We start from the raw sequence: 24,177 nt of genomic DNA on the forward strand, positions 1-24,177 counted from the left end.
AATCTTTGAACCTTTTTATTTTTAAGATTTATAGTTTTTTTCGTATTTTGACTGCATCGATATGTTAGCCAAAATACCAAGTGAAATTGAGAGCAGCAGTAAAGAAGATCCGCCATAACTGATAAATGGCAACGGAACTCCCGTAATAGGGATAACTCCTGACATGCCGCCGAGATTGATAAATGCCTGTATCCCAATCATCGAAGAGACGCCGACTGCAAGCATTGAACCAAACGAATCAGGACTCTTCACGGCAATACGTAAGCCGTGTAACACGATAAATAAAATACCGCCTATGGCAAAAATGACTCCCAAGATTCCCAGTTCTTCAGCGATAATGGCCATGATAAAATCTGTGTGCGGCTCCGGTAAGTAGCCAAGCTTTTGTACACTTTGGCCAAGTCCCCGACCGGTCAGTCCGCCCGAGCCAATCGCAAGATAGGAATTTACTAGATGATAGCCGTCACCCTGCTCATATTTAAAAGGATCTAAATAACTTGTTAGACGCCCCATTCGCTCTTCAGACAAAATTTCATCTTTTTGCCAAAAGAAGAGCGGTGACAAAAACAGGGCAAAAATACCAATCAACAGCATAAACTTAACAAGCTTTTTCATTTTTATACCGGATGTTAAGACGATTGTCAACCCAATCGCAAAAATGATCGCAGCCGTTCCGAAGTCGGGCTGAAGCGCTACAAGGAAACAAATGCTAAAAAGCATAATAACTGGCGGCGCAATACTGTTATTAAGCGAGTTAATTTTTTTTTGTTTTTTTGAAAATATGGCAGCCATATAAAGAATGACAACCAATTTAGCAAACTCTGACGGCTGAATCGAACGCGCCCCTATTTGAAACCAGCTTTGGGCATTGTTTGATACATGTCCAAATGCAAACAGTAAAAGCAGCATTCCAAACATGCCTGCCAGCATCCATTGCTGAAACCGCTTCGCTCTTAAACGCTGATACGGAAAAAAGGATACAACGCCAAAAGCGATAAAAGCCATAACAATATGTATCTTCTGCTTATCATAAAAATAACCACTTTCAAGTCCCCACCGCTGAACGGCCATTACTGAACTTGCACTAAAAATCATCATCAGCCCAAATAAACATAAAATACAAAACACGGCCGCCAACGGATAATCATATGATTTTAAATTTCTTTTCCACATACAAACCTTCCATTCATGCGCTTACCGATAAGCGATACTCGTTAAGTTAAAAAAACTCAAACAGCTGTTTGAGTTTTCTGTCTGTTTACCGGTCAACGGATGCTTCATGCAATGCTGAAAGTTCTTGTTCAAGCGAGTCAATCAGCTGTTTGCCATCTGCTTCATCTACCAGTCCGAGACGTATAGCGAAGTCTATTTCACGGGATAAGCCGAACATTTGAGTGTCAAGCACTTCCTCGTATAAAGGACATTGCGGCATCGTTAAATTGTCCATTTGCACTTTGATGAGACGCAAAATTTTTTCCGCATCCGCCTGCAACAGAGAGTAGGCCTTTTCCCGATGGTCTATTTTCATTTCAGATGCCATAATTTCTCCCCCTGTTCCAAGAATGGAATCACTGTATATTAAAAGATTTTATCGTTAATACAGGGAATTTGCAAGGAATTTTAACAGGCAGACTGACAACACAAAATTTTCACGCTATACTTATGAGGAAACATAGTTCACTTACATAAAGGAGATATGATTCGATGGAGCAAATCATTCCCATCAAAGGAAACGTCTCGTTTCCGCTCACTCTTGACCCCGGTGTGTGGATTTTCGACGACCGCCGCATTGATTTAGACGACTTTTTTTCCTCATCACCTCAGCCTGAACGGGACACAGAGCAAGAATACATAAAAAGCACATCAAAATTTTGGGAAAAAGAAATTCGGGAAGGTGCGGTTTTTCCGCCGACGATTAAATCTGAAAAAAAATATGAAAAAGAAAAAGTGCTCACCAGCACATTTGGCGTGCCGCTTTCACCCTTTTTAAAAAATGCGGTGCCGTCAGACAGCGCTTCCCAAATTGTGATCGAAACAAAGAACGGTTCTTTTTCATATCCCCTTGCAGAAGCGGACTCGCTCATTATGCAGTTTTCTTTTAAAGGAAAACCGCTGCGGGAAGACGGCCCCGTTTATGTCTTACTGAAAGATGGATCAAACCGTGACTGTCCGATCAAAAATGTAACGGCTATTTCTGTTCAGTAAAAATCCATCTGCCTTCGGGCAGATGGATTTTTTATATACCAGACAATGTTGTATCCGTTTCTTTTATAAAAACGGTTGTTTCAACTGCTAGATTCACTTTATAAGGCACTTTTAAGTTGTGCCCGCCTTCTTCTAAAATAAGCAAAACAGGCCGGTCGCTGACATGCTCATTCTGCTCGCACACAATACCCTTCCGTCCGTCTGTAAGCCATACGGTTAAACCTGTTGGATACATCACGATCGCTTTGCGAAATTTTTCAATATATTCCGTTTCAAACTCGGTTCCTGAACCTGCATATAAAATTTCCATTCCTTCATGAGGCAGCATCGCTTTGCGATAAATTCGATTTGAGGTTACCGCGTCGTATACATCGGCAATCCCAATCATTTTCCCAAATAAATGAATTTCATTTCCCTTTAAGCCGCGCGGATAGCCAGAACCGTTTAAGCGCTCATGGTGCTGAAGTGCACAATGGGCTGCAGTCAGCGGCAGCCCATGTTCTTTCCGAAGCAGCTCAAAGCCTAATTCCGTATGAGATTTTATTATAGTAAACTCGTCACCTGTCAGCTTTGAAGGCTTTTTTAAAATGGCTAACGGAATCAGCATTTTTCCAACATCGTGCAGCATTGCCCCTAAGCCGATTTCTTCTGTTTGTTTTGGTGTTAAATTTTTCAGTTTCATACTGAGCGCCAGTGTGTAAATAGTCACGTTTAGTGAATGAGTAAAAATATAATCGTCGTGGGCATATAAGTGGGTCAATAAATCAATCGCTTCTTTTCGGCTTTTGATCTGCCTGATAATATCGCGGACAACAGAAACAAACTTTTTTTCCATTTTGTGAAAGCCGAATTTCGGTGAATCTGCTGATAAGTCTTTTTTCACTTGATTAAATGCTTCCGACATAATACAGAGAGCTTCTCTTCTTGTCCCTTCTGTTAAAACCGGGCGAATATAGATGTCATCCGTACGTGCATCTTCAATGTATACATACGAAATACCAAGCGAGTACAGCCGCTTCACAATAGGCGGTCTGAGCTCAGCACCTGCCTTCAGCAGTATTTGTCCTTTGCTGTTTAACACATTTTCAGCAAGAAAGACATTTTCTTGGATGGATGACACAGCGACTAATCTCAAAATGTTCGAACTCCTTATATAGCCAAAATAACTTTATTGAATTGTTTCCTGTTTTAAAGCTGCCATAATTTGCCCGTCCAGCTTTTCGGCCGCCTGTAAATCGTATGTTTTTTCGGAAACAGGCTCTACTGTAATTCTCGATCCATAAAACATAACATCCCGCACTTCTTTAATCGACACTTCGATAACGGATGCTTTTAACGGTACTCCCTCTAAATGACAGGATAGGATTTTTGCACTACCACTGATTGTATAAGCCGATTCAGAGGCAAAAACAGCCAGGGAAACCAGTGCATTTTTATGAATATTATGGATAATTTTCGAACGGCTGTCTACCGCTATGCGCAGCGTTGTATCATTTAAAGCATACACCCAGGAAATCGCATTCATAAAAGGGGCCCCTGTTTCCGCATCTACTGTCGAAAAAAATGAAAGGCGTTCCGATTGAAGTGCTTCGAACAATTCCGGTATTAAATATGGTTCATTTCGATTTGCCAACGCCACCGCTCCTTCTGACTTTTCTCCTATTATACCGATATTCTGTCTGCATTTCTATATGCTGCCCTCTCCCATGTTATACTACTTGTAAAACGGAGGTGCCTCTATGAGAGTAAAATGCATAATGTGTGACAAAATTGAATCAATTGACGATCAATTGCCTTCTGCTAAAAAGCTGCGCAACCGGCCTATTCATACCTATATGTGTGAAGCATGCCGGGCACGTATTGCGGAAAAAACCGAGCAGCGAATCCGTACAGGACAGTTTTTTGTTTATCGTTCTGGAAAAGAAAAAGAGTGGCTTTCATAAGAAGCCTTCTGTTGGCTGGCACTGCAGGAGGAATAGTACTTGGCTTTTTTTTAAAGACAGCCGAATGGCTTACAGGAAAGAAAGTGTATACCTTACTGCTGAACGTTGATTTCATTCCTCTTCTTAACCGAATCGCGTGGCCGGAATGGATGGAATTTTTCTTTCACTTACTTCTTTCTTTTTCGATTACAGCTGTTTTTTTGGGACTGCTTTTCAAAACGAAACGGCCTTTTACAACTGCTTTTGTTCTTATGCTGCCGACTGTTTTTCTGTACTACCCTTTATCTATACTTTCCCACAAGCCCGTTGCTGCTCCGTACGATGGACAGGCTTTTGGCTGGTGGGCAGCAGGACACGCTTTATATGCCCTTGTCCTTGGTCTGTACGGGCAGCAAAAAATAAAGCGGGAGGCATAAGCCTCCCGCTTTATTCAGCGTGCGGTTCTTTCTTGTTTTTGATGCTTTCTCAGCCTGAATTTATACGCCCCTAACACAAGGGCAGCTACAATCAGGCTTTCAACAACCGGCAGCTGGTAAGACAGGATTAAAAGCAGCAGGGAGCCGGCCGCAAGGGAAACATAAACGATGGCGTTTTGCCACATTTTTAGTTTTTTTGCAAACCCGAGATTATAAACGAGAATGGAGAGGGCAATTAAAATAGCCCAGTAAATATAGATCGCTGTTTGAACACCAAATGATTCAATAAGAGCCCGAAGAAGCGGGCCGACATGTTCCAATCCTTCCACACTCATTCCTCCCTATCCTTATGCTTAATGCTTAGTCCTGCTTATTCTTTTTCGCTGCGCGCTCACGTTCATTTTTATCTAGAATTTTTTTGCGAAGACGGATCGATTCCGGCGTTAATTCGCAGTATTCATCATCATTCAAATACTCAAGCGCTTCTTCAAGAGACATAATGCGCGGCTTTTTCATTGTAGCGGTTTGATCTTTGTTTGCAGAACGGACATTGGTTGCCTGTTTTGTTTTTGCGATATTTACCGTTAAATCATTGTCACGTGTATGTTCGCCCACGATCATACCGGCATAAATTTCTGTACCTGCTTCAACAAAAATCGTTCCGCGGTCTTCCACACCCATGATGCCGTATGTGGATGCTTTTCCAGTTTCCTGCGATACAAGAACGCCCTGACGGCGGCCACCGATGCGTCCTTTTTGCATTGGCTGATAGCTGTCAAACGTGTGGTTGATAATGCCGTAACCGCGTGTCATGGTTAAAAACTCTGTTGTGTATCCGATCAATCCACGTGCAGGCACCATGAAAATCAAGCGGACCTGGCCGTTTCCATTATTGATCATGTCGAGCATTTCACCTTTACGCTCACCCATTGATTCGATGATAGAGCCGGTGTATTCTTCCGGCACATCAATTTGAACGCGTTCAACCGGTTCACATTGAACTCCATCAATTTCGCGAACGATAACCTGCGGCTTCGATACTTGAAGCTCGAATCCTTCACGGCGAAGGTTTTCAATTAAAATGGATAAGTGAAGCTCGCCACGCCCTGATACGATCCACTCATCTGGAGAAGCGGTATTTTCAACACGAAGGCTGACATCTGTTTCAAGCTGTGCATGAAGACGTTCTTCGATTTTTCTTGATGTAACAAATTTCCCTTCGCGGCCAGCGAATGGGCTGTTGTTTACAAGGAAGTTCATTTGCAATGTTGGCTCATCAATGCGAAGTACCGGAAGTGCTTCTTGATGCTCCATTGGTGTAACTGTTTCACCAACGTTAATATCTTCCATGCCTGAAACAGCTACAAGATCGCCTGCTTTTGCCGTTTCAATTTCAACCCGTTTTAATCCAAGGAAGCCAAACATTTTTGTTACACGGAACTGTTTTACTTTACCGTCAAGCTTCATTAACGCTACAGACTGTCCAACAGACATTTCGCCGCGGAAAACACGGCCGATTCCGATACGGCCTAAATAGTCATTGTAATCAAGAAGAGCTACCTGGAATTGAAGCGGCTCGTCACTGTTATCAACCGGTGCCGGGATATGTTCGATAATCGCTTCGTATAGTGCTTCCATGTTTTCATCTTGTTTTTCCGGATCTGTACTTGCAGTTCCGTTAATACCGGATGCATAAATAACCGGGAATTCAAGCTGCTCATCGTTTGCATCAAGCTCAATGAAAAGCTCAAGTACTTCATCTACTACTTCTGCCGGACGGGCAAAATCACGGTCAATTTTGTTAACAACAACAATCGGACGCAGATTTTGCTCTAGTGCTTTTTTCAATACGAAGCGTGTCTGAGGCATGCAGCCTTCGTACGCATCGACAACAAGTAAAACACCGTCAACCATTTTCATGATCCGCTCTACTTCGCCGCCGAAGTCAGCATGTCCTGGTGTATCCAAAATGTTGATTTTTGTATCTTTATATTGAATCGCAGTATTTTTAGCGAGAATTGTAATACCGCGTTCGCGTTCAAGGTCGTTTGAATCCATCGCGCGCTCTTCTACATGCTCATTTGAACGAAAAATACCTGACTGCTTCAATAACTGATCGACCAGCGTTGTTTTTCCGTGGTCAACGTGGGCGATAATCGCGATGTTCCGTAAATCGTTTCTTGTTTTCAACCTATTTCCTCCTGCCTTTTCTAGAAACTTCGTTTAGTTCGGTTTCCATTAACTGAACTATTATACCACATCATAACCCCGATGCCTATTTGGAAAAAGCGGCATTGCAAAAAAAGATCTCGTTGTACTACAATAGACAAAAAGGAGGTATGCACTTTGCCTACTATTCAATGGCCGTTTTTAGGATTTGCTGTTTTAGCCGCTGCATGCATGATTGGCATCGGTATTGCCATCGGTGAAGGAAGTATTTTAGGCGGCGCGCTCTCTATTATCCTGCTTCTCGCTGTTATGGGATTTGGATTTTCGTACAAAGCGAAAATGCGCCGGGCAGGCAAATTATAAAAAGGTACAAGGTAACAATGCCTGGTGCCGGGCCGCGTAACGCCCTACATATAACGGACTGCTTACAATAAAAAGGAACAGCCGCCCAAAGCGCTGTTCCTTTTTTCTCAGCTCAAATATTTCTTTAAAATGTCTTCATAAAGACCTGGCGCTGCCGCAAAAACCGGATTGATGGAAAGCATATCAATTTCTTCTCCGCTAATCGTGCTCACAATGCCGCCCGCTTCTTCGACAATCATTTTACCGCCGGCAAAATCCCACGGCGCATTCCGCATTGTAATATAGGCGCTTAAACGCCCTGAAGCTACATAAGCAAGTTCCAGCGCTGCTGATCCGTATGATCTTACTCCGCGCACATCTTTCGCCAGCTGGATGAGTTTGTTTTGATCAAAATGCCGATTGTTAATCAGCCATGTGGCACTAATCCCTAATATAGCCGTTTCAACCGGTACTTGTTCGAGTTTTTGAAGCGGTGTATCGTTCATCCAGGCCCCATGTCCTTTTCTGGCATGATAAAGCTCGTCATGAACAATGTCATATATGTATCCAAGCCGGCCGATACCGTCCTCATAAATACCGATAGAGATGGCGAAATTACGCTGCTGGTGAACAAAATTCATCGTACCGTCAATCGGGTCGATTATCCATATCACACCATCAAGCGATTTGATTTGATCTCCCTGGCCTTCTTCCCCTAAAATACGATGATCTGGAAAGTGGGAGCGGATATTCTCTATAAAAAACCGCTCTGTTTCCTGGTCTACATTTGTCACTAAATCATTCGGATTTGACTTTGCCTGAATGGTGAGTGAATCAGTAAAGGATGCTCGTATATTTGTGCCGGCTTCCTGAATCCACCGCTTTACCATTTGGTCTATTTTTGTCCAATTCGCCATGATACAGCCCCCGTCTCACTTCTATTCCGTTTTTTATCACCTTACACGAAATAAAAAGGCTTATCAAGTTTTTCCAACTTCTCACGATATGGTAACATAAGAATGAAAAATGATTTGCAGGAAAGGATTATACTCCCATGAATTTTACTGGTTTTACTGAAGAAGATTTTCTGGTCTTCCAAATAAATGGTCTTGCAGAAAGAATGACTGCCATACAGGAACGGATACAGCCGAAATTCAATCAGCTCGGCAGCGTCCTGGCCGATGATTTGGCAGCACTGCTCGGACAGGAAATGTTTTTACACATTGCACGCCACGCGCGACGTAAAGTGAATCCACCAAACGATACATGGCTTGCTGTAGCAGACAACAAGCGTGGATATAAGCAGCACCCCCATTTTCAAGTCGGCTTGTTTGACGATCATGTTTTTATTTGGCTTGCTTTTATTTACGAGCTGCCGCGTAAAAAAGAAATTGCCCAAGCCTTCTTAACTCATCAGCAGTTGCTCCATAATGCGATACCGGCTGACTATGTGGTGTCTCTCGATCATTTAAAAAAAGACGCTCAAACATGGGAAGAGCTGGACGTTGAACATGCTCTTGAGCGGTTCCGGGATGTAAAAAAAGCAGAGCTTTTAATTGGCCGCCACATTCAAGCGGATGACCCTGTTCTGCAGAATGGAGAAGCACTTTATACCCTTATTAGAGAAACGTTTAAAACACTTCTTCCTATTTATCAGCTTGCTTATAAATAAACAGCAGCCCATTTCCTCTGCCGAAATGGGCTGCTGTCTTTACATGCGTATTTTTGTTTGTTCAGGAGCCTGCTTCATTTTTTGAACTGCGCGGTAGGAAGAATAGCCGCTTACTTCTTCAAACTCATTGCAAATGCGCTTTTCTTCTGCTTTTCCTGGCACAATTTCTTTAAAGCGGCGATACCGCTCCATTAACGTTTCTTTGGCAATTCCTTTTTCATAAGCCTGCTCAATGGCTTCGAAAAAGGAAACGACATCAATCACTTCTTCCGTTGACCAGTCCGTTGAAAACGGGTACGAATATTCCATTTTTCTCACCTCCCTTTATTTATTCGCTTTTGCACAAGTCATCTCCTTGCTTGGGAAGAAAAATTTCTTTGCAAGGACCATGCAAAGTGCTATAATTCTTTTGCTTTAGCGAATGATTAGAAAAGAGGTGGAAATGGCGTTGTCACAACACGAAACACCATTATTTGACGGGCTTCTTCGCCACGCCGAACGGAACCCGGTTCAATTTCATATTCCAGGTCATAAAAAAGGAAGCGGAATGGATCCCGTCTTCAAAGAATTTATCGGAGAAAATGCGCTTTCCATTGATTTAATTAATATTGCACCCCTTGATGACCTCCATCAGCCGCACGGTATCATTAAAGAAGCCCAGCAGCTGGCTGCCGAGGCATTTGGTGCTGACCATACGTTTTTCTCTGTTCAAGGAACAAGTGGAGCTATTATGACGATGATTATGGCCGTTTGCGGACCCGGTGAAAAAATCATTGTGCCGCGTAATGTTCATAAGTCCATTATGACCGCGATTGTATTTTCTGGTGCAGTTCCAATTTTTATTCATCCTGAAATTGATAAAGATTTAGGAATTTCACATGGTATTACAACCGAGTCTGTTACTCGGGCATTAACAGAGCATCCGGATGCAAAAGGCCTGCTCGTGATTAACCCGACGTACTTCGGCATTGCGGGCGACTTAAAACAAATCGTTGATATTGCCCATTCATTCAACGTTCCCGTTCTTGTCGACGAAGCACACGGTGTTCATATCCATTTTCATGAAGACCTTCCGATTTCGGCTATGCAGGCAGGAGCCGATATGGCGGCCACGAGTGTGCATAAGCTGGGCGGTTCTATGACCCAGAGCTCTATCTTAAATGTACGCGAAGGACTTGTATCCGTAAATCGTGTACAGACGATTTTGAGCATGCTGACAACGACATCTACGTCTTATATCCTGCTTGCTTCCCTTGACACCGCACGGAGACACCTTGCGATCAACGGGCATCAAATTATTGAGCAGACCCTGAAACACGCGCAGGAAACACGAAAACAAATAAACGAAATTGACCACCTTTATTGTGTAGGTGAAGAAATTCTAGGCTCAAAAGCCACGTATGATTATGACCCGACCAAACTGATTGTTTCTGTTAAGAACCTTGGTATAAGCGGACATGATGCAGAAAAATGGCTCCGGGACCGTTATAACATCGAGGTAGAGCTCAGTGATTTATACAACATTCTCTGCATTATTACACCAGGGGATACGAAAGAAGATTGCGAACTGCTTGTGAAAGCTTTAACTGAAATGGCAGCTTCCTTTAAAGGTACCGTTCAGTCTAGATATGCGCATGTAATGCTGCCGGATATCCCGCTGTTAGCACTGTCTCCTCGCGAAGCTTTTTATGCAGAGACAGAAACCGTCCCACTTGATGAATCAGCAGGCCGGATTATGGCAGAATTTATGATGGTTTACCCGCCGGGTATCCCAATTTTTATTCCGGGTGAAATCATTACCGAAGAAAACCTGCGTTATGTAAAAGAAAACGTAGCAGCCGGACTTCCTGTCCAAGGCCCTGAAGATGAAGAATTAAAAACGTTGCGTGTGATCCGCGAACGCAAGCCGATTTATTAAAAAAAAGAGCCGCTCCAGTTTGGGGCGGCTCTTTATCTATCCGTTCAGTCATCACTCTCTGTTTCATGATCACAGCCACAATGAGAGTATAAAACTGTCACCTTTTCTTCTTCAAAGTGCTCAATTGTTGCTTTGCATGACTGGCAAATGATTGTTCCCATGTTTTATAACCCCCTGTTTTTGTTTTTAAAACCGATTTATGTTTATTAAATTTATATCCGCTTGGAGCGGCTCATTTTAGTTATCCGTTCAGTCGTCACTTTCAGTTTCATGATCACAGCCACAATGAGAGTATAAAACTGTCACCTTTTCTTCTTCGAAATGCTCAATTGTTGCTTGGCAAGACTTGCAGATGATTGTTCCCATGTTTTATAACCTCCTGTTTTTGTTTTTGAAAGCGATTTATGTTTCTTGAGTTAATAATAATATAACACATTTAAAAATTCAAGCTCTAATTGTATAACATATTTAAAAACGGGACAAAAAACCCCCGGTTTCCTAGAATAAGGAAACCGGGGGTTTCAATGTAATCATTCAATTATTTTACAATGTGAATTGGTGTTCCAAGTGCTACTTCTGCTGCTTCCATTGTCATTTCAGCAAGCGTAGGGTGCGCATGAATTGTCATTGCTACATCTTCAAGTGTCATACCTGCTTCAATCGCAAGACCTAGTTCCGCTACCATATCAGAAGCGCCTGAACCAGCGATTTGCGCGCCGATGATCAGTCCGTCTTCTTTGCGTGCTACCACTTTTACGAAGCCGTCTGTGCTGTTAAGTGCAAGAGCACGGCCGTTCGCTGCAAATGGGAATTTCGCTGATACGATTTCGATGTTTTCTTCTTTTGCTTGTGCTTCGCTGTATCCAACTGTTGCAAGTTCTGGCTCTGTAAAGCAAACCGCTGGAATCGCAAGGTAATCCACTTCAGATTTTTCTCCTGCAATCGCCTCAGCAGCAATCTTACCTTCGTAAGATGCTTTGTGGGCCAAAGGAGGTCCCGAAATGATATCGCCGATTGCATAAATGTTTTCTACACTTGTACGGCACTGTTTGTCAACTTCTACCAATCCGCGCTCTGCTACTTTCACGCCAATGCCTTCAAGACCCATTTCATCCGTGTTTGGACGACGGCCTACCGTAACAAGTACGTAATCAGCTTCAATTGTTTCTTCTTTTCCGCCTGCTTCGTATGTTACTTTTACGCCGTTTTCTGTTTCTACGGCTGATTTAGCCATCGCACTCGTTACGATTTCGATGCCTTTTTTCTTCATGTTGCGTTTAACGATAGCAGACATTTGTTTTTCAAAGCCGCCAAGAATTTCAGGAGCGCCTTCAAGGATTGTTACTTCTGTTCCAAAATCCGCATATGCTGTTGAAAGCTCGGAGCCGATGTAGCCGCCGCCGACAACAACCATTTTTTTAGGGATTTCTTTTAGTGATAATGCGCCTGTTGAATCAATAACGCGGTTTGAAAATTTAAAGTTTGGAATTTCAATTGGGCGTGATCCAGTAGCAATGATCGCATTTTTGAATGTATACGTTTGTGCAGAATCTTCACCCATAACACGAAGCGTGTTCGCATCGTTGAAATAAGCTTCACCGCGAACGATTTCCACTTTGTTTCCTTTTAGAAGGCCTTCAACGCCGCCTGTAAGCTTGTTCACGACGCTAGCTTTCCACTCTTGTACTTTGTCGAAGTTTACAGAAACAGCTTCAGCAATGATACCGATATCGTCAGAGTGTTTCGCCTGCTCGAAACGGTGAGCTGCTGTTAAAAGAGCTTTAGAAGGAATACAGCCTACATTTAAGCAGACGCCTCCAAGATTTTCTTTTTCAACGATCGTTACTTTTTGTCCAAGCTGTGCTGCGCGGATTGCCGCTACATAACCGCCAGGGCCTGAACCAATTACTATAGTGTCTGTTTCAATTGGGAAATCTCCTACTACCATCTCTTACGCCTCCATTAGTAAAAGTTCTGGGTTGTTTAACAACCGTTTAATGTGATTCAACGCATTTTGTGCAGTCGCTCCGTCAATCATACGATGATCAAAGCTCAATGATAATGCTAACACAGGTGCCGCTACAATTTCACCATTTTTTACAATTGGTTTTTCAGCAATGCGTCCAATACCCAAAATTGCTACTTCTGGATGGTTGATAACTGGTGTAAACCATTGTCCGCCGGCGGAACCGATATTGGTGATTGTGCAAGATGCGCCTTTCATTTCTGCAGGAGCCAATTTGCCGTCACGTGCTTTTACAGCAAGTTCATTGATTTCGTTAGAGATCGCAAACATTGATTTGCGGTCTGCATTTTTCACAACTGGTACCATCAAGCCTTTTTCAGTATCAGCTGCGATACCAATGTTGTAATAGTGCTTATGAACAATTTCGCTTGTTGCATCATCGATGGATGTGTTAAGCGCAGGGAATTCACGAAGCGCACTTGTCAAAGCTTTTACAACGTATGGAAGGAACGTTAATTTCACGCCTTTTTCCGCCGCAATATCTTTGAACTTTTTGCGGTGTGCCCACAGCTCGGTTACTTCTACTTCGTCCATTAGGGTAACGTGTGGTGCAGTTTGTTTTGAGTTGACCATCGCTTTGGCAATTGCTTTGCGGATGCCGCTCATTTTTTCGCGTGTCTCTGGGAACTCGCCTTCTGGAATCGCTGCTGCTGCTGGTTTTGACTCTTCTTTCGCTGCTGGAGCTTCCTGTTGTACAGCTGCTTCAGCTTGTGCAGAAGTGTTCGCACCGCCGTTCATGAATGCATCAATATCTTCTTTCACAATACGGCCGTTTTTACCGCTGCCTGCTACTTGAGCGATGTTTACATTTTTCTCACGTGCGTATTTACGTACAGATGGCATTGCAATGATGCGGCGGTTCGGGTCTACTTCTTCCTGTGTTTGAGCCGGGCCTGTGTGAATAGGGCCTGTAGACTCTTTCGGCGCTTCTTCAACAGGTGCTTTATCAATGTTTTGACCGCCTTCTAAAGAAGACTGAACTTGCGCTTCTGTTTTTGCTTCGCCTTCGTCGCCGTGATCGTCGCCTTTGAATTTCAAATCTTCGTATCCGGGAGCGTCAAATTTGATTAATGTATCGCCAACGATTGCTGTAGTGCCCTCTTCAACCAGTACTTCTTCTACTGTACCTGCAACTGGTGATGGGATTTCAACAACTGCTTTATCGTTTTGTACTTCGCAAAGTACGTCATCTTCCGCTACTTTGTCACCTGGCTTTACAAACCACTTGACGATTTCACCTTCGTGAATACCTTCACCGATGTCTGGTAATTTAAATTCAAATGCCAATGCATTCAGCCTCCTAATAATTGAATTTTGAAAAGGAGGCACTGCCTCCTTTTCATGAATTAAGTATGATTAAAATTGAAGAACTTTTTTCGCTGTTTCGATAACATCTTTATAGTTTGGAAGCCATACACCCTCGGCTTGTGAGAATGGGAATACGGTATCCGGTGCTGCTACACGCAGAACAGGAGCTTCCAGGCTTAAAATTGCACGATCGTTGATTTCTGCTACAACGTTCGCTGCAATACCGCCTTGTTTTTGCGCTTCTTGAACAACGATAGCGCGTCCTGTTTTCTCAACTGAAGCGATGATTGTTTCGATATCAAGCGGCTGGATCGTACGAAGATCGATTACTTCAACAGAATGTCCTTCTTTTTCAAGCGCTTCTGCTGCTTTGAGAGATTCATGAACCATCGCGCCGTACGTAATGATTGAAAGGTCCGTACCTTCACGTTTTACTGCTGCTTTTCCAAGAGGAATTGTGTATTCTTCTTCTGGCACTTCTTCACGGAATGAACGGTACAATTTCATGTGCTCTAAGAAAATAACCGGATCGTTGTCACGAATAGCAGAGATCAAAAGTCCTTTTGCTTCGTAAGGAGTAGAAGGAATAACTACTTTTAAACCAGGCTGCTGTGCTACCAATCCTTCTAAGCTGTCCGCATGAAGTTCTGGTGTGTGAACGCCGCCGCCAAATGGAGAACGGAACGTTACAGGAGCAGAATAAGTTCCGCCTGAACGGTAACGCATACGTGCAAGCTGTCCGTTGATAGAATCCATTACTTCGTAAACAAATCCAAAAAACTGAAGCTCTGGTACTGGGCGGAACCCTTCTAAAGCAAGACCGACAGCTAAACCACCGATTCCAGATTCTGCAAGCGGTGTGTCGAAAACGCGATCTTCCCCGAATTCTTTTTGAAGGCCTTCTGTTGCACGGAATACGCCGCCGTTAACGCCGACGTCTTCGCCGAAAACAAGGACGTTTTCGTCATTTTTAAGCTCTACGCGCAAGGCATCCGTAATCGCTTGAATCATTGTCATTTGTGCCATGGCTTACTTCGACTCCTTTTCAGTGTAGATTGCATATTGTTCTTTTAAGTTTGCTGGCATTTCTTCATACATATTTTTCATAAGGTCTGTTACTTTTTGTTTTGGCGTTTCATCCGCTTTTTTGATCGCGTCTTTGATTTCTTCTTTCGCGCGTTCAATTACTTCTGTTTCTTTTTCTTCGTTCCATAGACCTTTTGCTTCTAAGTATTTGCGGAAACGAACAAGCGGATCTTTTTTCTCCCACTCTGTATCAAGGTCAGATGTACGGTAGCGAGTCGGGTCATCACCGGCCATTGTATGTGGACCGTAACGGTAGCAAAGTGTTTCGATCAATGTCGGACCTTCGCCGTTGATTGCACGCTCACGCGCATCTTTAACAGCCGCATACACCGCAAGTGGATCCATACCATCAACAAGAACAGATGGAATACCTGCTGCAATCCCTTTTTGAGCGATTGTTTTTGCTGCTGTTTGTTTTTCACGCGGAGTTGAAATCGCAAATTGGTTGTTTTGAACGATAAAGATCGCTGGAGCATTGAATGCACCGGCAAAGTTGATTCCTTCGTAGAAATCACCTTGTGATGAGCCGCCGTCGCCTGTATATGTAACAGCTACTGCTTTTTTACCGCGTTTTTTAAGTCCTAGAGCCACGCCGGCATTTTGCACGTATTGTGCACCGATAATGATTTGTGGAGACAAAACATTTACGCCTTCAGGTGCCTGGTTGCCTACGTAGTGACCGCGTGAGAATAAAAATGCTTTCCATAATGGAAGGCCATGCCATACGATTTGCGGAACATCACGGTATCCTGGCAAAATCCAATCTTCTTTTTCAAGAGCATACTGGGAAGCAATTTGTGATGCTTCTTGTCCAGCTGTTGGTGCGTAGAAGCCAAGACGCCCTTGACGGTTTAATGAAATAGAACGCTGGTCAAGTACGCGTGTGTATACCATGCGCGTCATCAATTCTTGAAGTTCTTCATCTGAAAGCTTTGGTGCTGCACTTTCGTTTACAATTTTTCCTTCTTCATTCAAAACTTGAACCATTTCAAATTGCGTTTCAATCGACTCAAGCGTTTTTTGCGGATCGAACTGAGTTTTCTTTGGACTCATGGTTGTCACCTTTCCTTTCTCTATTTGTCATGTGGCTGTTTTCATTTATAATGACCTGTACCAGTTATTTTTTATAAATCACTAATACAATTAAAAGCTTCGGTTAATAGTGTATAATAACCGTGTTCATACGTCAATTCAAAAAGAATTTTTATAATTATCCTTTAAACCACTGCTTTCATGCGCTCTGTACTAGTGTTTCTGTTTAATCTGTACTATAAAAAGAAAGCGCTTTTTTAAGCTGTTATACATTACATTTTTTACCCCTTTCCCCTATTCCCGGTTTCCAAAGCGTAAAACAAAAAATCGCTTCATTAACATTTTGCACAGTTTTTGATAAGATAAATACACTAAAAGCGAAAAAGGAAGGAAACCATATGATTAAAATGAATGACATCGTGCGGGAAGGCGATCCGGTTCTTCGGGAAAAAGCTAAAGAAGTGCCGCTTCCTGCTTCTGAAGAAGACAAATCGGTTCTCGCTTCACTAATTGAATACGTAAAAAACAGCCAGGATCCCGAAATAGCCGAAAAATACGGGCTGCGTCCCGGTATTGGTTTGGCTGCACCCCAAATTGGTGTTTCAAAACGGATGATTGCTGTTCATGTAATTGATGAGAATGGAAACCAGCTCAGCTATGCGCTGTTTAACCCGAAAATTGTCAGCCATTCTGTTGAAAAAGCTTATTTAACAAGCGGTGAAGGGTGCTTATCCGTTGATCGTAACGTTCCGGGTTATGTGCACCGCTATGCAAGAGTGACAGTAAAAGCGGTTACTTTGGAAGGGGAAGAAGTAAAGCTGCGTTTAAAGGGGCTTCCTGCTATTTGTATGCAGCATGAAATAGATCACTTAAACGGCGTTATGTTTTATGATTATATCAATGAAAAAGCGCCTTTTCAGATTGAAGAGAACGCACAGGCAATCGAACGCTGAGCAGTCTAATAGAATATGTCGATCTCTTTTCATTCCGACAGCCATATGATAAAATGGCAGTGAGGAGTGATCCACAATGTTGAAGAAGCTGAAAAAAAAGCTCGTAAAACAGTGGAAAGATCTGCTTAGAAGAAAATCAATCGCATAATTTAGAATGGTTAAGCCCTTCCGTTACGAAGGGCTGTCTTTATGTATGAAACAAAAAGATGTTCTTTCGTGTCAAAACATCGTTCTTTCTATATAATAAAAACCAAGATCACTTAATAAGACGCAGTATTAAAAACGAGAAGAACCGCTTTTATGGCGGTTTGTATATATTAAACCGGAATAAAGGAGAGAAAATCATGATTTTCAAAGTGTATTACCAGGAAGACCGTTCTGAAGTGCCCGTTCGGGAAAAAACAAAAACCTTATATGCGGAAGCGCAAACAGAACGTGAAGTACGCCACGCATTAAAAAGCCGCCCATATAATATTGAGTTTGTTCAAAAGGTAACTGACAACCACCTTGAGTATGAGAAGAAGTCTCCCGACTTTAAAGTGGAGCAGCTGTAAAGCATGAAATTTGTAAAAAATGATCAAACTGCAGTTTTCGCCCTCGGCGGTTTGGGCGAAATCGGCAAAAACACTTATGCCGTCCAATTTCAGGACGAAATTATTTTAATTGATGCAGGGATTAAGTTCCCGGAAGATGAGCTTCTTGGAATCGATTATGTGATTCCAGATTATTCCTATCTTCAAAAAAATGCGGATAAAATTAAAGGCTTGTTTGTTACACACGGTCACGAAGATCACATCGGCGGTATCCCTTACCTGCTCCGGGTTGTAAATGTACCGGTGTACGGCGGGAAGCTCGCACTTGGTCTTCTGCGCAATAAACTAGATGAACACGGCCTTCTGCGCCGCGCCCGCCTTCACGAAATCGGCGAGGATGACATTATCAAGTTCCGGAAAACATCCGTATCCTTTTTCCGGACAACCCATAGTATTCCAGACTCTTATGGTGTTGTAGTCAAAACACCGCAAGGCAATATCGTGCACACAGGCGACTTTAAATTTGACTTCACTCCTGTAGGAGAGCCGGCCAACTTAACAAAGATGGCGGAAATTGGCAAGGAAGGTGTTCTTTGTCTCCTGTCTGATAGTACTAACAGTGAAGTGCCCAATTTCACAATGTCTGAACGGAAAGTTGGAGAAAGCATTCACAATGTTTTTCGAAAAGTACAGGGACGCATTATTTTCGCTACTTTTGCCTCGAACATCCACCGCCTACAGCAGGTTGTTGATGCAGCTGTTGAAGACGGCCGGAAAGTCGGTGTGTTTGGGCGCAGCATGGAAAATGCGATTAATATCGGACAACAGCTCGGCTATATCCGCTGTCCGAAAGACACGTTTGTCGACACTCACCAGTTAAATAAATTACCGGCGAACAAAGTAACAATTTTGTGCACTGGCAGCCAGGGTGAACCTATGGCGGCACTGTCACGCATCGCCAACGGATCTCACCGTCAAATTCAGATCCAGCCGAATGATACGGTCGTTTTTTCTTCCTCACCGATTCCCGGCAACAATGTAAGTGTCAATCGAATTATTGATGCTTTGTCCCGGGCAGGAGCAGACGTTATTCACGGCCCATTAAATGAGATCCATACATCCGGGCACGGAAGCCAGGAAGAGCAGAAATTGATGCTCCGCTTGATTAAGCCTAAATTTTTCATGCCGATTCACGGTGAATACCGGATGCAGAAAATGCACTGCCAGCACGCGATCGACTGCGGTGTTCCGCCAGAAAACTGCTTTATTATGGACAACGGCGATGTATTGGCTCTTTCAAAAGACGAAGCGCACGTGGCTGGACGCATTCAATCCGGCTCCGTTTATATTGACGGAAGCGGCATTGGCGACATCGGCAACATCGTGCTTCGTGACCGCCGCATTCTTTCAGAAGAAGGCCTTGTGATTGTGGTCGTAAGCATCAACAAAGAAAAAAATAAAATCGAAGCAGGCCCTGATATTATTTCGCGCGGATTTGTGTATATGCGTGAGTCGGGCGATCTTATTTACGAAGCACAGTCGATGCTGAATCGCCATGTAAAGCAGCTTCTCAATAACAGCACCACTCAATGGTCTGATATTAAAAATGAAATTACCGATACTCTTTCACCTTTCCTTTACGAGCGGACAAAACGCCGCCCGATGATCCTGCCGATCATTATGGAAGTGTAACAAAAGAAAACGCGCTCCTGCTTTTAGGAGCGCGTTTTTTCGGAGGTGTCTGCTATCATTCAGGTAAAGAGCCAGTCCCAGTATGCAGAAAATATTAAAAAGAACTATCGTTCATCCGCCTGCGGCCCCGTCACAGTTTCGGTTATTTTAGATTACTGGGGATATTCATGTACAGCAAACGATTTATATAAAAAACTTGGTACTACAAAAATCGGTTTATCCCGCTTTTCAATGGTTCGAAGATTAAAAAAACTGCTGGGCAGCAACTGGCGTGTTAGTTCCTCGAACCGGATTGATGAAGTGATTCACGAGCTTGACCATGGCCGGCCCGTTGCCGCAAAATTTGACAAGTATTTCACCCTCCGCTTTTTTGCCAAGCCTTTGTTTGCGTATCATTGGGTCGTGCTGGCAGGATATGAAATCCAGCAGGGGCGTATTTATTTGTTCCTGCATGATCACGGTGCTCCTGGACGAAAAAGCAGGATCCGCCGCATCTCATTTAAAGACCAGGCACACGTCCTCCGTTTTGTGCTTGTTTCGCCAAAAAACCCTCCACTTTGAGTGGAGGGTTTTATCAGTGATTCATTTTTCTCTGGAATCGGTCAATATCTCTATCCGCACCAATAATAATTAAAATATCGCCTAAATGAATAGGCTCATTTGCCTGTGGCGATACGATAATTTCTTTACCCCGTTTAATTGCTACGATATTAATCCCGTAAAGAGCCCGAATATCGAGGTCAATCAACGTATTGCCAGCAAGCGATTCATTGGCAATAATTTCGGCGATGGAATGCTCATCGGAAAGCTCTAAATAATCTAATACGTTGTTTGAGACGATATTATTGGCAATCCGCCGTCCCATGTCACGTTCCGGGTGGACAACCTGGTCTGCGCCGATCTTGATCAGCACTTTTTCATGATAATCATTTTGTGCCTTGGCCGTAACTTTTTTAACGCCCACTTCTTTTAACATCAGCGTTGTTAAAATACTGGACTGAATATCGTCTCCAATAGCGACGATCACGTGATCAAAGTTTCGAATGCCCAGGCTTTTTAAAACCGATTCATCTGTCGTATCTGCGACAACAGCATGAGAAGCAATCGAAGTAAACTCATTTACACGATCCTCGTCTTTATCGATCGCCATTACTTCCATTCCTTGTTCACTCAGCTCCCGGCAAATACTGCTTCCGAATCGACCGAGTCCAATAACGACAAATTCCTTTTTCATGATTCTTCCCCCGCTGTCAACGTTAAATAAAAGGTTTTGCTCTGACAGTTTACCACGAAAGGCCTTTAATTGCTTCCTTTCTTATTTTCCTGCCCTCACCATACCCCTCACTCTTTCTTACAAAAAGAAACAAAGAAAAACCGGCTGGCGCCGGCCACCTGCTTTATTTTGTTTTGGACGTTTCACCGAGAACGCGATTTAAACGCTTCTCAAGCATTTTCAGCCCGCTTCCCCCTGCTTGAAAGTGACGCAGCCGGCCTTCTTTATCGAAAACATAATAAGCAGGAACATATTGATTGTTAAATGCTTCTGTAAGTGTATGTTCACTGTCAACAAAAATCGGGTGTGTGATTCCATGTTCTTCTGCTGCCGCTTTAATCTCTTCCAAGTCCAGGTCATCCTCCGAAAGAGGCATGTGTACAGCCAGAACATTTAATGTATCCTTGTAATCATCACGGAATTTGTTGATGTTTGACATGGCTTCTTTGCATAGGTGACAGCTTACCGACCAAAAATGAATGAGGGTTGGCCTTTCGCCAATTAACTCACTGGTAAACACTTTCCCGTTCAGCCACTTTGTTGCACCATTAAGCTCTGGCATTTGCTCTTTTAATTTCATCCGTCCACACCCCTTTTTTAATAGTATAGACACATCAGGGCCTAACGGTGTATTAAGCCCCGGTGAGCATTATAGATTAAAGAGGTTTTTGTGGTTCTATTTTCAGTTTGGAGGGCAAAGCCGGCCCGCTTAAATGGAGAGCTTTGTAAGATGGTTGGTCCTTTAAAAATGCTCAGCGGCTGCCCAGCTGCTCAAAGTAACTGCTGATAAATGAAATTGCCGTTTGGATCGCCGTCTCATCCGGGTTTAATTTTGCGTGATGAAGGCCATACTCCGATCCGACACCAAGCCAAAACATAAGACCTGGAATTTCTTTCAGCATAAAGCCAAAGTCTTCTCCTGTCATGGCTTCTCGTGCCTGCACGAATTGGATATCTGGCTGCTGCATCGCAAATTGAATAAAGCGGCCCGTCACTTCCGGATCATTATACACTTGGTAATAGCCGCTGCCACAGTCGATTTCTGTTTCGCAGTCAAACGCCGTTTCTATCCCTTTTAAAAGAGACTGAACCCGTGCCTTTGCTTTTACCATTGCTTCTGGTGAAAGCGTGCGGATGGTGCCTTCCAGCCTTGCATGGTCGGCGATCACGTTTTGCACAGTGCCAGCCGTCATTTTCCCTACCGTCACCACAGCACTATCAAGCGGGTCAACGTTTCGGGAAACGATAGACTGGAGCTGTGTAACAAAGTAAGAGGCCGCTACAACCATATCCTTTGTTTCGTGCGGATAAGCAGCATGGCCGCCTTTGCCGTGAATATCAATAAACAGCTCTGACGTATTCGCAAATAAAAGGCCCGGCTTCGTGGAAATTGTGCCCGCCGGATGCTCCGGCGCAATATGAAGTGCATAAATTTCATCCGGCAGCCATGCGCGGAACTCTTTCGAGGCCATCATCGGCTCGGCTCCTCCTGGTCCTTCTTCTGCCGGCTGAAAAATAAAAACTAAATCGTCATCAATCGGATGGGAAGCAAAATGAGTAACCACGCCAAGTGCAATGCTCATATGCAGATCATGGCCGCATGCGTGCATACGCCCTTCGTGTGTTGAAGCAAATGAAAGGCCAGTCTGCTCGGTAATAGGCAGGCCATCGATATCTGACCGCCATCCGATTGTTTTAGATGGATTAGACCCGTTTATTTTTACAAGAATGCCTGTCCGCCATGTTTGAATTTCCATTCGCTCCTGCGGAAGTGATTTTAAATACTCCAGCAAATAAGCCTGCGTTTTGAATTCTTGAAATCCGAGCTCTGGAATTTGGTGCAAATCACGTCGGATAGCTGTAAATTGGCTCATTTCTTTTCCCCCTTTTTAGAAAAAGAACGCGCGAGCAGCTGCCCACGCGTCCTTATGATTACCGCTTTTATAGTTTACGGAGTTCCTGCATGATTTCTGTTTTTGATTTTGTTTTATCATCGATTTGTTTAATCACGCGTGCTGGTGCTCCAACTGCAACAGAGTAAGGCGGGATATCTTCCGTAACGATCGCGCCTGCAGCCACGACAGAACCTTCGCCAATACGGCAGCCTTCAAGCACAACCGCATTTGCCCCGATTAAAACGTTGTCTTCTAAAATAACCGGTGAAGCAGAAGGCGGCTCAATTACACCCGCCAACACAGCGCCTGCACCAACATGGCAGTTTTTACCCGTTGTCGCACGCCCGCCAAGAACCGCATTCATGTCGATCATCGTTCCTTCGCCAACTACTGCTCCAATATTAATAGAAGCACCCATCATAATAACGGCATTGTCGCCGATTTCAACTTGATCGCGGATCACAACACCCGGCTCAATACGTGCTTTAATGTTTTTCATATCTAAAAGCGGAATCGCAGAGTTGCGGCGGTCATTTTCCACTACGTAATCAGTGATTTTATCTTTATTTTGCTCAAGTGCTTCAGACACTTCTGCCCATTCACCGAACACAACAACAGATTTGCCTTCGCCAAATACTTTTGCTGATTCGCCGAAGTTAATGCCTTCTACATCTCCATTTACGTACACTTTTACCGGTGTTGATTTTTTGCTGTTTCCGATAAAAGCAATAATTTCGTGTGCATCCATCATTTTCATAAGTATGTATTCCTCCTGGTCAATCTGTTTTTTCTGCTATTACTGTATCAAAGCAGCGCCACTTTCACAAGCGATTTTCTTCCGATTGTGCCATAAAAAGCTCCACTGTTTCGACAAATGCCTGCACTTGACGAAGTTCAAAAGCGGCATCATAGCCAAGAAGCCACGTATCGCGCTGAATCGGTGCGCCTTCACGGTCAAGAAGCGGGATTTGAAAAAGATCGTGTTCATGATTCGCTAATGTAATAGCTGGCAAAATCGCGTACCCAAGTCCATTAAACGCCATCTGCCGGCATGTTTCAATTTGGTCTACCACAATTGAGCGCTTTGGCGCCATTTGAAAACGACTGTGCCACCATTCTTGTATTTCCTGATAGTAGCTTGAGTCACTTTTGAATTGAATAAACGGTTTGTCGGTGGAAAGCACATCTTCTACATTTTGAATATCTTTATCGACTAAATAAAGCGGATCCTCAAACAAGTGAATTTTTCGCCCTTTCCATTCCGGCGTTCCGCGTATAATGCCAACATGTACATCCCCTTCATAAAGCGCTTTGACAATTTCGCTGCTCCAGCCGGTAATCAGCTGAATTTTGGCATGGGGATAGCGTTCTACGTACAGCTTTAGCACTTTTGGCAGCCAGTTTTGACCGACGATGGTAGCGCAGGCGATTTTCAATGTTCCATGCACCTGCGGCTCAAGCAGCTGCAGCTCTTCGAGGAGACGCTCTCTTTTCTCCAGGGTTTCTTTTGCATACTCCACAATTCTCTCACCTGCCGGCGTCAAAGAAAGCCCTTTTGTAGAACGGTTAAAAATTTTAACGCCCCACTCTTTTTCGACTGTCTGCAGGCGCTGGGAAAGAGCCGGCTGAGAAACAAAAAGCCGCTCTGCTGCTTTTCGCATATTCATTTCCTCTGCAAGAACGGTCAGCAGGCGAAATTCTGAAACAGACATCC

29 protein-coding genes are annotated in these 24,177 nt (G+C 43.6%); 10 read left to right on the forward strand and 19 right to left on the reverse strand.

All coding sequences use genetic code 11. The features are described from left to right. Nucleotides 1-21 precede the first annotated feature (21 nt). Nucleotides 22-1,173, reverse strand: a complete 1,152-nt coding sequence (locus L2D08_RS02505; RefSeq protein WP_242232155.1) for an FtsW/RodA/SpoVE family cell cycle protein — start codon at nt 1,171-1,173, stop codon at nt 22-24. A gap of 85 nt (nt 1,174-1,258) precedes the next feature. Continuing rightward, the gene (locus L2D08_RS02510) at nt 1,259-1,540 is read right to left on the reverse strand and encodes an Fpa/YlaN family protein (protein ID WP_050181559.1); all 282 of its coding nucleotides are present in this window, start codon (nt 1,538-1,540) and stop codon (nt 1,259-1,261) included. Nucleotides 1,541-1,704: 164 nt separating this feature from the next. Here L2D08_RS02510 and L2D08_RS02515 point away from each other — a divergent pair, with 164 nt between their 5' ends. Next, on the forward strand, nt 1,705-2,205 hold the full coding sequence (locus tag L2D08_RS02515) for a peptidyl-prolyl cis-trans isomerase (protein WP_242232156.1): 501 nt from the start codon (nt 1,705-1,707) through the stop codon (nt 2,203-2,205). Between the two features lie 31 nt (nt 2,206-2,236). Here the strand turns inward: L2D08_RS02515 and L2D08_RS02520 are convergent, their stop codons facing one another. Beyond that, nucleotides 2,237-3,340 carry an HD-GYP domain-containing protein gene (locus L2D08_RS02520; RefSeq protein WP_242232157.1) on the reverse strand — a complete coding sequence of 368 codons (1,104 nt, stop codon included), beginning with the start codon at nt 3,338-3,340 and terminating at the stop codon, nt 2,237-2,239. Nucleotides 3,341-3,373: 33 nt separating this feature from the next. Then, complete coding sequence (locus L2D08_RS02525; RefSeq protein ID WP_242232158.1) at nt 3,374-3,838, reverse strand: pyridoxamine 5'-phosphate oxidase family protein; 465 nt, start codon at nt 3,836-3,838, stop codon at nt 3,374-3,376. Nucleotides 3,839-3,944: 106 nt separating this feature from the next. Between L2D08_RS02525 and L2D08_RS02530 the strand changes: the two genes are divergently transcribed. Then, on the forward strand, nt 3,945-4,148 hold the full coding sequence (locus L2D08_RS02530) for a YlaI family protein (protein WP_242232159.1): 204 nt from the start codon (nt 3,945-3,947) through the stop codon (nt 4,146-4,148). Between the two features lie 11 nt (nt 4,149-4,159). Continuing rightward, entirely contained in the window at nt 4,160-4,564 is a 405-nt protein-coding gene (locus L2D08_RS02535) for a hypothetical protein (RefSeq protein WP_242232160.1), read from the forward strand. Nucleotides 4,565-4,578: 14 nt separating this feature from the next. Here L2D08_RS02535 and L2D08_RS02540 read toward each other — a convergent pair whose 3' ends face one another. Further along, on the reverse strand, nt 4,579-4,893 hold the full coding sequence (locus L2D08_RS02540) for a YlaH-like family protein (protein WP_242232161.1): 315 nt from the start codon (nt 4,891-4,893) through the stop codon (nt 4,579-4,581). 31 nt (nt 4,894-4,924) lie between these two features. Then, nucleotides 4,925-6,754 (reverse strand): translational GTPase TypA, encoded by a 1,830-nt coding sequence (gene typA / locus L2D08_RS02545; RefSeq protein WP_242232162.1) that lies wholly within the window; start codon nt 6,752-6,754, stop codon nt 4,925-4,927. Between the two features lie 156 nt (nt 6,755-6,910). Here typA and L2D08_RS02550 point away from each other — a divergent pair, with 156 nt between their 5' ends. Then, nucleotides 6,911-7,096: a DUF5325 family protein gene (locus tag L2D08_RS02550; RefSeq protein ID WP_242232163.1), complete on the forward strand. Its 186-nt coding sequence runs from the start codon at nt 6,911-6,913 to the stop codon at nt 7,094-7,096. 107 nt (nt 7,097-7,203) lie between these two features. Here the strand turns inward: L2D08_RS02550 and L2D08_RS02555 are convergent, their stop codons facing one another. Beyond that, complete coding sequence (locus L2D08_RS02555) at nt 7,204-7,995, reverse strand: inositol monophosphatase family protein (protein WP_309087496.1); 792 nt, start codon at nt 7,993-7,995, stop codon at nt 7,204-7,206. A 134-nt stretch (nt 7,996-8,129) separates the two neighbouring features. On the opposite strand from L2D08_RS02555, the gene L2D08_RS02560 reads away from it, so the two are divergent. Beyond that, nucleotides 8,130-8,747, forward strand: a complete 618-nt coding sequence (locus L2D08_RS02560) for a YktB family protein (protein WP_242232165.1) — start codon at nt 8,130-8,132, stop codon at nt 8,745-8,747. Nucleotides 8,748-8,786: 39 nt separating this feature from the next. Here L2D08_RS02560 and L2D08_RS02565 read toward each other — a convergent pair whose 3' ends face one another. After that, nucleotides 8,787-9,056, reverse strand: a complete 270-nt coding sequence (locus L2D08_RS02565; RefSeq protein WP_242232166.1) for a UPF0223 family protein — start codon at nt 9,054-9,056, stop codon at nt 8,787-8,789. Nucleotides 9,057-9,195: 139 nt separating this feature from the next. Between L2D08_RS02565 and L2D08_RS02570 the strand changes: the two genes are divergently transcribed. Beyond that, a complete protein-coding gene (locus L2D08_RS02570) occupies nt 9,196-10,665 on the forward strand; it encodes an aminotransferase class I/II-fold pyridoxal phosphate-dependent enzyme (RefSeq protein ID WP_242232167.1) in 1,470 nt (489 codons plus the stop codon). A 44-nt stretch (nt 10,666-10,709) separates the two neighbouring features. Here the strand turns inward: L2D08_RS02570 and L2D08_RS02575 are convergent, their stop codons facing one another. The 6 genes from L2D08_RS02575 to pdhA all read right to left on the reverse strand — a co-directional run bounded on the left by L2D08_RS02575 (nt 10,710) and on the right by pdhA (nt 16,138). After that, nucleotides 10,710-10,826, reverse strand: a complete 117-nt coding sequence (locus tag L2D08_RS02575; protein ID WP_242232168.1) for a GapA-binding peptide SR1P — start codon at nt 10,824-10,826, stop codon at nt 10,710-10,712. An 88-nt stretch (nt 10,827-10,914) separates the two neighbouring features. Beyond that, nucleotides 10,915-11,031: a GapA-binding peptide SR1P gene (locus L2D08_RS02580; protein ID WP_242232169.1), complete on the reverse strand. Its 117-nt coding sequence runs from the start codon at nt 11,029-11,031 to the stop codon at nt 10,915-10,917. Between the two features lie 172 nt (nt 11,032-11,203). Beyond that, a complete protein-coding gene (gene lpdA / locus L2D08_RS02585; protein WP_242232170.1) occupies nt 11,204-12,613 on the reverse strand; it encodes a dihydrolipoyl dehydrogenase in 1,410 nt (469 codons plus the stop codon). Nucleotides 12,614-12,616: 3 nt separating this feature from the next. Further along, the gene (locus L2D08_RS02590; protein WP_242232171.1) at nt 12,617-13,978 is read right to left on the reverse strand and encodes a dihydrolipoamide acetyltransferase family protein; all 1,362 of its coding nucleotides are present in this window, start codon (nt 13,976-13,978) and stop codon (nt 12,617-12,619) included. A 69-nt stretch (nt 13,979-14,047) separates the two neighbouring features. Beyond that, entirely contained in the window at nt 14,048-15,025 is a 978-nt protein-coding gene (locus L2D08_RS02595; RefSeq protein WP_242232172.1) for an alpha-ketoacid dehydrogenase subunit beta, read from the reverse strand. Between the two features lie 3 nt (nt 15,026-15,028). Then, a complete protein-coding gene (gene pdhA / locus L2D08_RS02600) occupies nt 15,029-16,138 on the reverse strand; it encodes a pyruvate dehydrogenase (acetyl-transferring) E1 component subunit alpha (RefSeq protein ID WP_242232173.1) in 1,110 nt (369 codons plus the stop codon). Between the two features lie 377 nt (nt 16,139-16,515). Here pdhA and def point away from each other — a divergent pair, with 377 nt between their 5' ends. From def to L2D08_RS02620, 4 genes are all read left to right on the forward strand, one after another. Beyond that, nucleotides 16,516-17,070, forward strand: coding sequence for a peptide deformylase (def, locus tag L2D08_RS02605; protein ID WP_242232174.1), 555 nt, complete (start codon nt 16,516-16,518; stop codon nt 17,068-17,070). Between the two features lie 344 nt (nt 17,071-17,414). Further along, the gene (locus tag L2D08_RS02610) at nt 17,415-17,624 is read left to right on the forward strand and encodes a DNA-dependent RNA polymerase subunit epsilon (RefSeq protein ID WP_242232175.1); all 210 of its coding nucleotides are present in this window, start codon (nt 17,415-17,417) and stop codon (nt 17,622-17,624) included. 3 nt (nt 17,625-17,627) lie between these two features. After that, nucleotides 17,628-19,295 carry a ribonuclease J1 gene (rnjA, locus tag L2D08_RS02615; RefSeq protein WP_242232176.1) on the forward strand — a complete coding sequence of 556 codons (1,668 nt, stop codon included), beginning with the start codon at nt 17,628-17,630 and terminating at the stop codon, nt 19,293-19,295. Between the two features lie 45 nt (nt 19,296-19,340). Beyond that, entirely contained in the window at nt 19,341-19,856 is a 516-nt protein-coding gene (locus tag L2D08_RS02620; protein ID WP_242232177.1) for a C39 family peptidase, read from the forward strand. A gap of 13 nt (nt 19,857-19,869) precedes the next feature. On the opposite strand, the gene L2D08_RS02625 is transcribed toward L2D08_RS02620, so the two are convergent. From L2D08_RS02625 to L2D08_RS02645, 5 genes are all read right to left on the reverse strand, one after another. Further along, a complete protein-coding gene (locus L2D08_RS02625) occupies nt 19,870-20,529 on the reverse strand; it encodes a potassium channel family protein (RefSeq protein ID WP_242232178.1) in 660 nt (219 codons plus the stop codon). Nucleotides 20,530-20,692: 163 nt separating this feature from the next. Beyond that, entirely contained in the window at nt 20,693-21,148 is a 456-nt protein-coding gene (locus L2D08_RS02630; protein WP_242232179.1) for a TlpA family protein disulfide reductase, read from the reverse strand. 172 nt (nt 21,149-21,320) lie between these two features. After that, complete coding sequence (locus tag L2D08_RS02635; protein WP_242232180.1) at nt 21,321-22,442, reverse strand: N-acetyldiaminopimelate deacetylase; 1,122 nt, start codon at nt 22,440-22,442, stop codon at nt 21,321-21,323. A 67-nt stretch (nt 22,443-22,509) separates the two neighbouring features. Beyond that, nucleotides 22,510-23,220, reverse strand: coding sequence for a 2,3,4,5-tetrahydropyridine-2,6-dicarboxylate N-acetyltransferase (dapD, locus tag L2D08_RS02640; RefSeq protein WP_242232181.1), 711 nt, complete (start codon nt 23,218-23,220; stop codon nt 22,510-22,512). Nucleotides 23,221-23,284: 64 nt separating this feature from the next. Further along, a complete protein-coding gene (locus L2D08_RS02645; RefSeq protein ID WP_242232182.1) occupies nt 23,285-24,175 on the reverse strand; it encodes a transcriptional regulator CcpC in 891 nt (296 codons plus the stop codon). Nucleotides 24,176-24,177 lie beyond the last annotated feature (2 nt).

This window comes from Domibacillus sp. PGB-M46 (genome assembly GCF_022668875.1).
Lineage (GTDB): Bacteria > Bacillota > Bacilli > Bacillales > Domibacillaceae > Domibacillus.

Coding starts and splice junctions, on each gene's coding strand:
- pdhA (WP_242232173.1), bottom strand. CDS start 16,138: ATGAGTCCAAAGAAAACTCAGTTCGATCCGCAAAAAACGCTTGAGTCG.
- def (WP_242232174.1), top strand. CDS start 16,516: ATGATTAAAATGAATGACATCGTGCGGGAAGGCGATCCGGTTCTTCGG.
- L2D08_RS02630 (WP_242232179.1), bottom strand. CDS start 21,148: ATGAAATTAAAAGAGCAAATGCCAGAGCTTAATGGTGCAACAAAGTGG.
- L2D08_RS02505 (WP_242232155.1), bottom strand. CDS start 1,173: ATGTGGAAAAGAAATTTAAAATCATATGATTATCCGTTGGCGGCCGTG.
- L2D08_RS02530 (WP_242232159.1), top strand. CDS start 3,945: ATGAGAGTAAAATGCATAATGTGTGACAAAATTGAATCAATTGACGAT.
- L2D08_RS02635 (WP_242232180.1), bottom strand. CDS start 22,442: ATGAGCCAATTTACAGCTATCCGACGTGATTTGCACCAAATTCCAGAG.
- L2D08_RS02565 (WP_242232166.1), bottom strand. CDS start 9,056: ATGGAATATTCGTACCCGTTTTCAACGGACTGGTCAACGGAAGAAGTG.
- L2D08_RS02645 (WP_242232182.1), bottom strand. CDS start 24,175: ATGTCTGTTTCAGAATTTCGCCTGCTGACCGTTCTTGCAGAGGAAATG.
- L2D08_RS02560 (WP_242232165.1), top strand. CDS start 8,130: ATGAATTTTACTGGTTTTACTGAAGAAGATTTTCTGGTCTTCCAAATA.
- L2D08_RS02625 (WP_242232178.1), bottom strand. CDS start 20,529: ATGAAAAAGGAATTTGTCGTTATTGGACTCGGTCGATTCGGAAGCAGT.
- L2D08_RS02610 (WP_242232175.1), top strand. CDS start 17,415: ATGATTTTCAAAGTGTATTACCAGGAAGACCGTTCTGAAGTGCCCGTT.
- L2D08_RS02515 (WP_242232156.1), top strand. CDS start 1,705: ATGGAGCAAATCATTCCCATCAAAGGAAACGTCTCGTTTCCGCTCACT.
- rnjA (WP_242232176.1), top strand. CDS start 17,628: ATGAAATTTGTAAAAAATGATCAAACTGCAGTTTTCGCCCTCGGCGGT.
- L2D08_RS02575 (WP_242232168.1), bottom strand. CDS start 10,826: ATGGGAACAATCATTTGCCAGTCATGCAAAGCAACAATTGAGCACTTT.
- lpdA (WP_242232170.1), bottom strand. CDS start 12,613: ATGGTAGTAGGAGATTTCCCAATTGAAACAGACACTATAGTAATTGGT.
- L2D08_RS02510 (WP_050181559.1), bottom strand. CDS start 1,540: ATGGCATCTGAAATGAAAATAGACCATCGGGAAAAGGCCTACTCTCTG.
- L2D08_RS02595 (WP_242232172.1), bottom strand. CDS start 15,025: ATGGCACAAATGACAATGATTCAAGCGATTACGGATGCCTTGCGCGTA.
- dapD (WP_242232181.1), bottom strand. CDS start 23,220: ATGAAAATGATGGATGCACACGAAATTATTGCTTTTATCGGAAACAGC.
- L2D08_RS02580 (WP_242232169.1), bottom strand. CDS start 11,031: ATGGGAACAATCATCTGCAAGTCTTGCCAAGCAACAATTGAGCATTTC.